The organism is Moraxella bovis, from assembly GCF_025985205.1.
GTDB lineage: Bacteria > Pseudomonadota > Gammaproteobacteria > Pseudomonadales > Moraxellaceae > Moraxella > Moraxella bovis.
This window is the reverse complement of record NZ_CP087840.1, coordinates 2,329,937-2,343,816: the sequence shown is the minus strand read 5'-3', so window position 1 is coordinate 2,343,816 and position 13,880 is coordinate 2,329,937. Positions and strand designations below refer to the sequence as shown.

The 13,880-nt window shown below is 44.9% G+C and carries 6 protein-coding genes; 3 read left to right on the top strand and 3 right to left on the bottom strand.

Annotated elements, in window-relative coordinates:
• Nucleotides 1–17: 17 nt before the first annotated feature.
• The 3 genes from LP107_RS11900 to LP107_RS11890 form a co-directional block, all read right to left on the bottom strand.
• Nucleotides 18–398 carry a hypothetical protein gene (locus tag LP107_RS11900; RefSeq protein ID WP_078274071.1) on the bottom strand — a complete coding sequence of 127 codons (381 nt, stop codon included), beginning with the start codon at nt 396–398 and terminating at the stop codon, nt 18–20.
• A 104-nt stretch (nt 399–502) separates the two neighbouring features.
• On the bottom strand, nt 503–1,804 hold the full coding sequence (locus tag LP107_RS11895; RefSeq protein WP_078274072.1) for a homoserine dehydrogenase: 1,302 nt from the start codon (nt 1,802–1,804) through the stop codon (nt 503–505).
• 235 nt (nt 1,805–2,039) lie between these two features.
• A complete protein-coding gene (locus LP107_RS11890) occupies nt 2,040–2,894 on the bottom strand; it encodes a DsbC family protein (protein ID WP_078274073.1) in 855 nt (284 codons plus the stop codon).
• Between the two features lie 197 nt (nt 2,895–3,091).
• Between LP107_RS11890 and LP107_RS11885 the strand changes: the two genes are divergently transcribed.
• From LP107_RS11885 to LP107_RS11875, 3 genes are all read left to right on the top strand, one after another.
• Nucleotides 3,092–4,006 carry a DUF808 domain-containing protein gene (locus LP107_RS11885; RefSeq protein WP_078274074.1) on the top strand — a complete coding sequence of 305 codons (915 nt, stop codon included), beginning with the start codon at nt 3,092–3,094 and terminating at the stop codon, nt 4,004–4,006.
• A 502-nt stretch (nt 4,007–4,508) separates the two neighbouring features.
• Nucleotides 4,509–5,453: an OmpA family protein gene (locus tag LP107_RS11880; RefSeq protein WP_078274075.1), complete on the top strand. Its 945-nt coding sequence runs from the start codon at nt 4,509–4,511 to the stop codon at nt 5,451–5,453.
• A gap of 77 nt (nt 5,454–5,530) precedes the next feature.
• Entirely contained in the window at nt 5,531–13,768 is an 8,238-nt protein-coding gene (locus LP107_RS11875; protein WP_264676087.1) for a Calx-beta domain-containing protein, read from the top strand.
• Nucleotides 13,769–13,880: the final 112 nt, after the last annotated feature.

Genomic DNA, 13,880 nt, shown 5'->3' with positions numbered 1-13,880 from the left:
AGGCGGTATTTTTATGATTATTGTTTGGTTTCGGTGTCGGCAGGAGCGGTTTCTTTTGCTGTTGCTGTTTCAGCGGGGGCAGGAGCTTCGGCAACAGCCATGGTCTCTGCCATCTTTGTGCTTGCTGGCTTCGCCGTTTCTGTCGTCTCAGGAGTGGCTGTGGTGGTTTCTGCTACATCAGTAGCGGGGGCGACCGATGCATCTGACGCTCCACCAACACCACCCATTGTGGGCTGTCCGTGGTCGTCAAATTTCACTTCTTCGGCTTTTGGGGCGTTGGCTTTGGCATTTGCCTCGGCTTCTTCTAGTTTGTCCACGGCTTTTGGGTTGTTATGACCCCCGCAGGCACTAAGTAGTAGGCTTGTGCTGATGATGGCGGTAAATAATTTGGCTTTCATGAGAACTCCTAACGGATGACTATTCAAATAATGCTATTATGCCACAAATGGTAGGGAATTGACAATTTGCAATCTTGCACTCTGCCATTTGTGGTTTGGCTTTATTATTCTAAACTTTCTAGGCGGATACGCACCACAGGCTCGGTGACCGCCCCAAGGGTTTCTATCTCTTTGATGGCTTTGTTCATCTGTGATTCAAGTACGGGCAAGGTCAAGATGATGACAGGTACAAGCCCTGATTTGTGAGCGTCACGTTGCATGATGGCATCAATATTAATGCCGTTTTCACTCAGAATGCGAGTGGTGTCAGCCAGTACGCCCAGCTCATCTTTGACCGTCAAGCGCAGATAGTAGCCACAGGTCATCTCATCGCTAGATAGGATGCGAGTGTCGGACAGCTCTTCGGGGACGAACGCCAAATGTGGTACGTCGCTTGGGGTGTTGGCATTGATGACATAAATCAAATCCATGACATCCGCCATGACTGCCGATGCCGTCGCCCCCGCTCCTGCACCATCGCCATAATACAACGACTGCCCCAGCGGGTGAGCGTCTACCATGACGGCATTTTTTACGCCATTGACATTGGCAAGTAGGGTGCTGTTGGGGATGAGCGTGGGATGGACACGTAGCTCAAAGCCGTGTTCACGACGAAACGCAAAGCCGAGATGCTTGATGGTGTAGCCAAGCTCTTTGGCGTAGACCACGTCTTGCAAGTTAATTTTGGTGATGCCTTCACAGTACACTTTGTTAAACTGCAAAGGAATGCCAAAGGCAATCGATGCCAACAAGGACAGCTTATGAGCGGCGTCAATACCTTCAACGTCAAAGGTGGGGTCAGCTTCGGCATAGCCTAGGGCTTGGGCTTCTTTTAGTACGTCGCCAAAACGACGGTTTTTTTGTTGCATTTCAGTTAGGATAAAGTTGCCCGTGCCATTGATGATGCCTGCCACCCAGTCCACTTTGTTGGCGGCTAGGGCTTCACGGATGATTTTGATAATCGGAATGCCACCTGCCACCGCCGCTTCATAACGCACCTGTACGCCATGCTCTTCGGCAAGCCCAAAAATCTCATTGCCATGTTCGGCAAGTAAGGCTTTGTTGGCGGTGACGACGTGTTTTTTGTGTTCGATGGCGTGGATGATGACGTCTTTGGCGACGCTCTTACCGCCAATCACTTCGATGACGATGTCCACATCATCATCGGCGGCGATTGACATCAAATCATCGCTTTGTTTGATGGTAGGGTCAATGTCATCTCGCCGCCTCCTTGTGCCGACGTGAGTGATACAGATGTCATGACCGCTACGGCGAGACAGCTCAACGGCGTTGTCTTTTAGTAGGTTGACCACGCCTGTACCAACTGTTCCCAGACCCAAAACCGCAATGTTAATTTTATCTTTCATGAATGCCCCAACTGGTTATCTATAACAAAAATTGACGGTAAAACCGAATTGCTTAACTTATCATAAGTTCATGGCTTATGCTAGGGGTTTGTAAAAATTTTTATGGGTTTTGTCAAAATTTTTTGTAAAAATTGTAACAGGTGATGGGATTTGATGAGTGTGGTGATTTGTTTTTAAAATCTTATAAAAAAGGGCTAAAACCGAGCCCTTTTGTTTGTTATTTATAAATTAACCATCAACGGTTGGCAATAGCCTCTTTGGCAAGCTCAGCCGATGGCAGATAGCCCCCAAGCTGTTTTCCATTTTCGGCAAAGATGGCAGGCGTGCCTGACACGCCCAGCTTATGACCGAGTACCATGTGTTTTCGCACGGGGTTGTCACAGCTTGGAGCGGTGACGTCTTTGCCTTGTTTGGCATTGCTTAGGGCGGTTTGGCGGTCACTGCTACACCACACGCTCTCGGTCAGACCTATCATAGACTCGCCACGAGGCCATGCCAGATAGCGAACTTCGATACCAGCGGCATTGGTTTGGTCAATCTCTTTGTGTAGAAGTTGGCAATAATGACAAGTGGGGTCTGAGAAAACATAGATGGACGCTTTGGTCTCGCCTTTGGCAGGGAAGATAATCATTTCAGATTTGTCCACGGCTTGTAGCTCGGAGACGACCGCTTTTGACATCATGGCACCACTGATGTCCACAGGTCTGCCATCGCCCAGCTTCATGACCGCACCTTGAATGACGTACGTGCCAGTTTTATCAACAAAAAATGGCGAAACGCCATCCAAAGTCGCCCAGTACATCTCGGGCATGTCGGTTGGGACGACGGACTGAACCTGAGCGTTCAGACCTGATTTGTTTAGGTTGTTTTGTAGAGCAAGGGCGACATCGGGCTGATGGTTGGGGTCGTCATTTTGGGCAGGGGTGTTGTCCACTGGCTCGGTGCTTGTTTCTTGGGTTTGGTCAGTGGCAGTTGCCGTGCTGTCCGTTTTCTTGTTGTTCGTTTTGTTGTCTTGGTTGCACCCGACCAGCAGTAGGGCGGTCATGGCGACGGTTAAAGCGGTGTGTGATAGGGTGGGTTTGATGGTCATGATGATAAATGATAAAAGAAAAAAGGGTTATTATACCAAACTTTATCAATTTGCCTAATGATTTTATTGATTAAAAAAATCAAAATCAGTATTTTGTTTTGCCAGTCAAAAATGCCGCAAAACTACAAAATCACTAAGGAAAGTTTGGTGGCTTATGCTAAACTACGCTCTTTATTAAGACAGGCAATAGGGTAACTATGGCAGGCAGTTTGCTGATACTACTAGATGACATTGCAACCTTGCTAGATGACGTGTCAATATTAACAAAGGTCGCCGCCAAAAAGACGGCAGGTGTGTTGGGCGATGATTTGGCATTAAACGCCCAGCAAGTAACAGGCGTGCGTGCCGACCGTGAGCTTGCGGTGGTGTGGGCGGTGGCAAAGGGGTCATTTATCAATAAATGTATCCTTGTGCCAGCAGCTCTTGCCATCAGTGCGGTGGCGGCGTGGCTCATCACACCTTTACTTATGATTGGTGGGCTGTTTTTGTGCTATGAAGGCTCAGAGAAAGTCATTCATAAATTCGCCCCCAAGCTCTTACCCCATGACTTAGACGATGAAGACGCTCATCAGGCACGCCTAGAAGCCAACGCCAACGATGAAGATTTGGTGGCGTTGGAGCAGGACAAAATCAAAGGAGCGATTCGCACCGACTTTATTTTGTCGGCAGAGATTGTGGTTATCTCGCTTGGGGTAATGACAGCGACGACCTTTATGATCAAAGCCTTGGCACTATCTGCCATTGCCATTTTGATGACAGTGGGGGTGTACGGACTGGTGGCGATGATTGTCAAAATGGACGATGTGGGTATGCATTGGGCGGCACAACCTGACCCTGCCAAACAAAAAATGGGTAACCTGCTCCTTGCCTTTGCCCCCAAACTCATGAAATTCCTATCTATCGCAGGTACGCTTGCCATGTTCTTGGTTGGTGGCGGTATTTTGGTGCATGGCGTGGATATACTACATCATCAAGCCGAGCATTTGTCGCACTTTTCGGGCATGTTTGACGGTCTGACCGAGACCATCTATAATGGCGTGGTGGGCTTTATCGCAGGCTGTCTGGTTGTGGCGTTGGTGGTGATGCTTAAAAAAGTCAAAGGTGGGCATTGAACCGTTGGTTTGTTATTTTGTTTTGTGATGTAAGTAGTGTGTCTGTCTGATGGTGTCCTAAAGATATGATGAAAAGGTCAGATGTATCCTTTGCTATCATCATTACAAACACCAAAGTCAGGCATGCTTAGATGGTTGTTGATTTCATGAAGTCATTGCAGGCTAGTCGGTAATGACTTTTGTGTTTGCAATAATAGAAGTAGTTTTATTGCGAACTGGTAACATTTTCTTAATATTATATCTGTAGAATGTTACATAGATTGGCATGAATCTTGCGGTACTAATAAATACAATCGTTTTTTGACAGACAATTGTTTTATTTTGTTATTTTATATCAAAATAAAACACAAAAAATTACGATGACTGTACTTTTTTATGGTGTCAACATTAAGCCTGATTTGGTGGTTTGTGCTAAACTATAGGCAAGGTTTGTGTTATATCATCTTCAATCTTTTTATGACACCAGAAACAAGAATTGTTATTAATTCTCACAGGAGAGATTATGAAATTTACTAAAATTACCTTGTGTCTAGCCATGCTCGGTGCGATGTGTGGCACAACCACGGCTCATGCTGTTCGTATTATTGATAAGGAAAATACAAAAGCTGTCGGTCATGTTAAATGGCATAAAGAAGCGAGTGTGGATGCAGACAGTGTTATTAATGCCAATGTCCCAGACAATGCCACTAACTTGGTTTTTATTCGTCAAGCTGACCTTGATCCGCTACAAACCAGTACCAATATTGCTGTTAACGACCGTTTTCAGGTAAGTCTGCAACCAGGTAATCACAGTCAAGTTTACTCCTGTGCTGGCATTAACGTACTAAGCTCAGACATCACTGGTGTTAAACACAATGACTTATATATTAATAACCAGACGCACAACCTAGCCGGTGGTGCAACATACTATTTCTATCTAGAAGTGGATGAGCAGGGCAAATCTACTCTAAAACAGGTTGATAATGACAGTGCTAAAGCACTTCTAGAAAACACCAACCGTCAAGCACACCAAATCAGCCGTGTGGTACCAAACTGCCCAGCACCTGCCACGCCACCACCGCCAAAACCAGTTCCAGCTCCTATCGTTGAAGCTCCAGCGAAGCGAACGCTTGCCATCGAGCTCGAAGTGCTTTTTGATACCGACAAACACTTTGTCAAATCTAAGTATCACGAAGAGATTAAACGTGTTTCTGATTTTATGCAACAGCATCCACATGCTACTGTAGTCATCGAAGGTCATACCGACAGCCGTGCCAGTGAGGCTTATAACCAAGCTCTATCTGAGCGTCGTGCCAAGGCGGTTAAGGATGTATTGGTTAAGACCTATGGTGTTGACGAATCGGTTGTTACCACCGAAGGTCATGGAGAACTAAGACCACGTGCCACTAACGACACTGCTGAAGGTCGTCAGCTTAACCGTCGTGTGATGGCTGTGTTTACTTACTGATAACACCTTTCATTATATTCACTAAGGTTGGTGGTTAATAATACCTACCAACATAACTAGATAAAAAGAGAATAATTATGGTACCAGTTACTGCAAAAAATGTCACCATCAAAGTTCACAGCCATGTGGAGCAAATTAAAGAGTTGACCCTTGCCACACATGATGGTCAGCCTGATGTGATTAAAGCTGATAAAAATGTCAACTATGAGTTTTTTGACCACTCTATCGGACGTGCTCCCAACCATATCATTGCCAAGCGTAAAGGCAAAGACCTGCACGTTTCTTTTGAGCGTGAAGGGCAAAATGACGACCTTATCATCGAAGGGTTCTTTGAGGATGAAGATAAGGCTCTTATCGGTGTTGCCGAAGATGGTCACTACTACTACTATATTCCTGATACCGGTGAGGTGGCAGATTATGTCACTCAGCTTCAAGACGCTGACGTAGAAGGTCAGGCACTAGGTGGCGAGCATCACCTAACTCCACTATGGCTCATGTTGCCCACTGGTACTTTCCCATGGTGGCCACTACTTGGTTTGGGTGTGATTCCTTTTCTAGGTAAGGATGATGATAAACCTGCCCCGGCACCAGATAGTGTTATTTCTACCACTAACGATTCTGAAAGAGGCGATGGTGACAACCCCGTGCGTGTCAATGTACTGAAGAATGATGCGGATAATGCCGTGCCAGAGACGTTGAGACTAATCGATCCAGAAACTGGACGCCCGACAACTGAAAAAGTTGTTGTATCAGGTCAGGGCGCTTGGGAGCTTGACTCGAAAGAGCCAGGTGTGGTTATCTTTACCCCAGAGAAAGGGTATAATGGCAATCCAACACCTATTAACTACGTGGTCAAAAATAAAGAGAGTAAAGAGAGTCAGCCCACCCCAGTTTTTATTATTTATGATGCACAAACCACGCCCGACACCAAACCAGGTACTCCAGGACAACCTGTGACCCAAAATGTCACAAGCAACGACGGTGATGTAGACCCATCAACGGTAAAACTTGTTGATTCTAACAACCCACCTAGCAACGAAGTTAAAGTACCAGGTCAAGGCACTTGGACTGTCGGTCCTAAGCCAGGCGAAGTAACCTTTACTCCTGAAGATGGCTTTACTGGTGACCCAGACCCGATCAAATACGTGGTTAAAGATAAGGATGGTAAAGATTTGCCACCTACGAGCGTGGATGTCAGCTACCCACAGCTTACCAACCCTGACACCAAACCAGGTACTCCAGGACAACCTGTGACCCAAAATGTCACAAGCAACGACGGTGATGTGGATCCATCAACGGTAAAACTTGTTGACCCTAACAATCCTAACAACCCACCTAGCAACGAAGTTAAAGTACCAGGTAAAGGTACTTGGACTGTCGGTCCTAAGCCAGGCGAAGTAACCTTCACTCCTGAAGATGGCTTTACTGGTGACCCAGACCCGATCAAATACGTGGTTAAAGATAAGGATGGTAAAGATTTGCCACCTACGAGCGTGGATGTAACATATCCAGAACCAACACAGCCTACACCAACCAACCCCGACACCAAACCAGGTACTCCAGGACAACCTGTGACCCAAAATGTCACAAGCAACGACGGTGATGTGAATCCATCAACGGTAAAACTTGTTGATCCTAACAATCCTAACAACCCACCTAGCAACGAAGTTAAAGTACCAGGTCAAGGTACTTGGACTGTCGGTCCTAAGCCAGGCGAAGTAACCTTTACTCCTGAAGATGGCTTTACTGGTGACCCAGACCCGATCAAATACGTGGTCAAAGATAAAGGCGGTAACGACCTACCACCAACCGACGTGGATGTCAGCTACCCACAGCTTACCAACCCCGACACCAAACCAGGTGCTCCAGGACAACCTGTGACCCAAAATGTCACAAACAATGACGGTGATGTAGACCCATCAACGGTAAAACTTGTTGATCCTAAGACAGGTGAGCCAACCGACAAGATTGTTGTGCCAAATGAGGGCACTTGGACTGTCGGTCCTAAGCCAGGCGAAGTAACCTTTACTCCTGAAGATGGCTTTACTGGTAATCCAGGTCCAGTTAATTATTATATTAATGACAAAAGTGGTAACCAACTTCAGCCAACACCAGTTGCGGTAACATATCCATCCAAGCCAGTGGCGGATGTTAAGAAGGGCAAAATAGGTCAGCCTGTACCACAAAAGGTAACTGATAACGATGAGAATGTCGACCCGAGCACTGTCCGTTTGGTTGATCCTGTTAGCAAGGAGCCAGTGCCAGTGGGTACACCCATCAAGGTGCCAGGTCAAGGCACTTGGACTCAAGACCCTGACGATCCAAGCGTGGTAATTTTCAAGCCTAATCCAGGTTTTGAACAGAGTCCAACACCCATCAATTACATTGTCAAAAATAAGAGCGGTTTGGATTTGAAACCTACCCCAGTAGCGGTGACCTATCCAACAATCACCACGCCCGACACCAAACCAGGTACTCCAGGACAACCTGTGACCCAAAATGTCACAAGCAACGACGGTGATGTGGATCCATCAACGGTAAAACTTGTTGATCCTAACAACCCACCTAGCAACGAAGTTAAAGTACCAGGTCAAGGTACTTGGACTGTCGGTCCTAAGCCAGGCGAAGTAACCTTTACTCCTGAAGATGGCTTTACTGGTGACCCAGACCCAATCAAATACGTGGTTAAAGATAAGGATGGTAAAGATTTGCCACCTACGAGCGTGGATGTAACATATCCGCCAGTTGACCCTGCAAACCCAAATCCAATCGCTACCACTCCTGATAGTAAATCGGGCTATAAAGGCGAACCCGTCACCCAAAACGTAACTGGCAATGATAACAATGTTAAACCTGATACGGTTAAACTGGTTGATCCTATCACAGGTCATCCAACCGACAAGATTGTTGTGCCAAATGAAGGTACTTGGACTGTCGGCCCTAACCCAGGCGAAGTAACCTTTACTCCAGTACCTGAGCTTGGGGATAAAGACCCATCACCAATTAACTATATTGTTGAAAACGATAAAGAGCCAGGCACATTCTCTAAGCCAACACCAGTTAATATCACTTATCCTGAGATTGTCAAGCCCAAGGTTTCTATTACAGGTCTGACCAATGTTAATGAAGCAGTTGGCGAGGTTGAATACACCATCAGCCTAGACAAGCCTGCCAAAGAAGACATTACGGTTACTTATGTAACTAAAGCAGGTGCGAGCACCAATCCTGCCGAAGTTGCTGACCTAAAAGACGGCTTTGTTACCAAGACTGTTGTTATTAAAGCAGGCGAAACTTCTGCTACCGTTAAAGTGGGTATTGTCAACGATAATGAATATGAAGTTGCTGAGGATTACAACATTGCCATTACTAAAGTTGAGGGTAATGCAAGTATTGATACAGCTAAGGATAATGTAACTACCACCATTCATGATGATGGCAAAGGCACGCCTGATGGTCGCGATCCAAACAATCCGGACAACATCAGTCCAAACGTGCCAAGCGATCCTGCTAAACCACCATTTAACCCAGCAGATCCAGACAACCCAGACAACAATCCTGATCCACGTCTGCCACCAACCAACCCTGTGCCAGATGCGGATAATGATGGTCCTGCCAAGGTTTCTATTACAGGTCTGACCAATGTTAATGAAGCAGTTGGCGAGGTTGAATACACCATCAGCCTAGACAAGCCTGCCAAAGAAGACATTACGGTTACTTATGTAACTAAAGCAGGTGCGAGCACCAATCCTGCCGAAGTTGCTGACCTAAAAGACGGCTTTGTTACCAAGACTGTTGTTATTAAAGCAGGCGAAACTTCTGCTACCGTTAAAGTGGGTATTGTCAACGATAATGAATATGAAGTTGCTGAGGATTACAACATTGCCATTACTAAAGTTGAGGGTAATGCAAGTATTGATACAGCTAAGGATAATGTAACTACCACCATTCATGATGATGGCAAAGGCACGCCTGATGGTCGCGATCCAAACAATCCGGACAACATCAGTCCAAACGTGCCAAGCGATCCTGCTAAACCACCATTTAACCCAGCAGATCCAGACAACCCAGACAACAATCCTGATCCACGTCTGCCACCAACCAACCCTGTGCCAGATGCGGATAATGATGGTCCTGCCAAGGTTTCTATTACAGGTCTGACCAATGTTAATGAAGCAGTTGGCGAGGTTGAATACACCATCAGCCTAGACAAGCCTGCCAAAGAAGACATTACGGTTACTTATGTAACTAAAGCAGGTGCGAGCACCAATCCTGCCGAAGTTGCTGACCTAAAAGACGGCTTTGTTACCAAGACTGTTGTTATTAAAGCAGGCGAAACTTCTGCTACCGTTAAAGTGGGTATTGTCAACGATAATGAATATGAAGTTGCTGAGGATTACAACATTGCCATTACTAAAGTTGAGGGTAATGCAAGTATTGATACAGCTAAGGATAATGTAACTACCACCATTCATGATGATGGCAAAGGCACGCCTGATGGTCGCGATCCAAACAATCCGGACAACATCAGTCCAAACGTGCCAAGCGATCCTGCTAAACCACCATTTAACCCAGCAGATCCAGACAACCCAGACAACAATCCTGATCCACGTCTGCCACCAACCAACCCTGTGCCAGATGCGGATAATGATGGTCCTGCCAAGGTTTCTATTACAGGTCTGACCAATGTTAATGAAGCAGTTGGCGAGGTTGAATACACCATCAGCCTAGACAAGCCTGCCAAAGAAGACATTACGGTTACTTATGTAACTAAAGCAGGTGCGAGCACCAATCCTGCCGAAGTTGCTGACCTAAAAGACGGCTTTGTTACCAAGACTGTTGTTATTAAAGCAGGCGAAACTTCTGCTACCGTTAAAGTGGGTATTGTCAACGATAATGAATATGAAGTTGCTGAGGATTACAACATTGCCATTACTAAAGTTGAGGGTAATGCAAGTATTGATACAGCTAAGGATAATGTAACTACCACCATTCATGATGATGGCAAAGGCACGCCTGATGGTCGCGATCCAAACAATCCGGACAACATCAGTCCAAACGTGCCAAGCGATCCTGCTAAACCACCATTTAACCCAGCAGATCCAGACAACCCAGACAACAATCCTGATCCACGTCTGCCACCAACCAACCCTGTGCCAGATGCGGATAATGATGGTCCTGCCAAGGTTTCTATTACAGGTCTGACCAATGTTAATGAAGCAGTTGGCGAGGTTGAATACACCATCAGCCTAGACAAGCCTGCCAAAGAAGACATTACGGTTACTTATGTAACTAAAGCAGGTGCGAGCACCAATCCTGCCGAAGTTGCTGACCTAAAAGACGGCTTTGTTACCAAGACTGTTGTTATTAAAGCAGGCGAAACTTCTGCTACCGTTAAAGTGGGTATTGTCAACGATAATGAATATGAAGTTGCTGAGGATTACAACATTGCCATTACTAAAGTTGAGGGTAATGCAAGTATTGATACAGCTAAGGATAATGTAACTACCACCATTCATGATGATGGCAAAGGCACGCCTGATGGTCGCGATCCAAACAATCCGGACAACATCAGTCCAAACGTGCCAAGCGATCCTGCTAAACCACCATTTAACCCAGCAGATCCAGACAACCCAGACAACAATCCTGATCCACGTCTGCCACCAACCAACCCTGTGCCAGATGCGGATAATGATAAGCCGACTGTAAATTTGTCAGGTGTGAGAACTGTGTTAGAGAGTGCGGGCACTGCCAAATATACATTTACACTGGCTAATGGCAAAACTGCTGATAAAGACGTTGTTATTGAGTACCAGGTAACTGTTCCTGCTAATGCGGCAGGTATTAACCTAGCAGAGGCTGCTGACTTCGGGAATGGTACTTTTGGTGTCACTAAGACGGCGATTATCAAAGTGGGTACTAGTTCGGTAGATATTAATGTGCCAATCATAAATGATGAAGTCTATGAAGGTATCGAAACTTTTGTGGTTAATATGACTAGAGTATCAGATAACGCCAGTAAGGGCGTAGATACAGTTACCACTACCATTAATGACTTTAATGGAGAGGTCGGTGTTAACAAAGACAAACCAGTGATTAAATTGGATCCACCAGCACATGTATCCGAGGAAGGCTTACCGGGTGGTAATAAAGACAACGATCCTGTTGGTGTGGATAAGACGAATGCTACCACTTCTGATGGAGAGATTCGTATTACAAGCATTGATACAAGTCTATCCAAAAATGTAACATTGGCTTTAACCAAGCCTACTACAATTGTTACCAGTGGCAAGCAACCAGTCACTTGGACAACACCAGATGAGGGCTTGACATGGATAGGCAGAACTCCTGATGACAAACCTGTTCTTACTATCAAGCTCAAAGAGCAGATTGTAAAAGAAGGTAACACCATTGCTTATAAATACACCACAGAGCTACACGCACCTATTGATCATACGGAGGGTGATAACAAAGAAGATAATCTAGAAGTTAATTTTGGTATCGTGGTCAAAGATGGCAAAACTGAGATTGCACGTGACAATAAGATCGTTACGAGGGTGGAGGATGACTCGCCTGTATCAGGTGTTAGTATTCACAATATCGATGTACCTGTCGATGATGTTAGACTGATGGATATCGTCACAGGCTTTAGCAACCCTGATTCAAGTAATGAAACGGACAAACGATATTTTGTGTCTACCAATAATGATAAAGATGTTTATGCTGAGACTATCCAGTGGGGCAATCCAAGTAGGAATGTGCAACCTAGAGCAAGCTATGGCATCGCAGAAGATGTCAGTATGATCAATAAGAAGTTAGATGGTTTTAATATACCTTTTAGTTTAGGTACGTTTAACCATGACAACCAAGGTATTTATGTCAACAAAGGCTTGGAGTCTGTTAATATGCACGTTGATTTTGTGGTGAGTATTAACGGCGAAAAACAGACTGTTAAGACCATCTTTGATCTAAAGCATATCGAGACTCCTAATAAAGATTACGACAACAATGACTTGTTGGATAACTTAATCTATGGTATCACCCCTGATGATTTTGTTATTTTCAAGCCGCAGGAGACAACACTCCTCATTGGCGGTAAACGCTATACATTAAAGTTAAATCAGCCAGAAAAAGTCAGTGGCAATGGTGAGCTACGCGACAGTGTTGATAACTATGATCTGCTTGTTAAGATGGAGGAAAATTATAATACAAGAGGCGGCTCTGATGATATAAGAGGTGTTAACAGTTTGTACAATACAGGTGCTGCCAACTTGATTAAGACTCAGTTGGATGGTATTACTCGAGAGGATGTGGTCTCTGGAAAGGTGGTGATTATCAACACCAAAGAAAAAGCGAATAATGGTTTTAAATTATCTGCAACACTAATCCCACTTGACCCAAATCCAGATGCTAATAACGATCTTGAGCATGCAACCAACTTTAGAACAGGTGGTGATGTTGTGAGCGATGCCAGATTGTTAGATCCTAACGCACAAAAGGTTATTTGGACACTCAAAGACATTACAGATGCCAATAAAAACATTGTTGATAGCGATAATAATCCATCAACATTCACCTTTAAAACCAAATATGGCACATTTATCGGTAATATTAACGGTAGTTACGAGTTTAGAGGTGCTGATAATCTTGCTGAAGTGGTTGATTTGGGTGTCGAGGATCGGTTAGTGTTTGGCTATACTTATCAAGACAACGATGGTGATAGCATTCAAGACACTGTTGTTATCAATTTTAATGATTATGCCAAAGAAACCACAGGTCGTACCGTTAATGGCACTGATGACCATGACTACATTATCGGAACAACAGCTGCAGCTGCAGATATTATTTACGGCGGCAAAGGTGATGATACGTTGATTGGTGAATTGGGTGCTGATAAACTATATGGCGGCGAGGGTAACGATAAGATTGTTTATGATGCTGATGATCTTGTTATTGATGGTGGTGCAGGTATAGATACTCTGCTACTTGTTAGCAAGCCATATAAAGTCGGTGATGAAGTCAAGTTGGATGGAAATATTGACCTAACCAACACCATAGCAACTGGCTTTGAGGTATTGGACATGAATAATGGTACGGCACAAAACCTAACCATTACTGCCAAAGATGTACTCAGCATAAACCCTGAGGGTCGTTCCCTTGATGTTTTGGGTGATGGGCTGGATACGGTCACATTGGATGGCACCTTTACCAAGATTGATGAATCTACATCTGAGGTTAAGGTAGGATTTGATCAGTATATCTCAAATAATGGTGCCACCCTTTTCATTTCTGAGGAGATTAAGAATATTATTATGTAGTTTTTAAAACACCAAAAACGTCCCAGTTGGGGCGTTTTTTGTTTTGTTTAATGCGTCAAAACAACTTGCCTTATTTGGACTGTTTTGGTATAATCGGCAGGTTTTGTAAAAA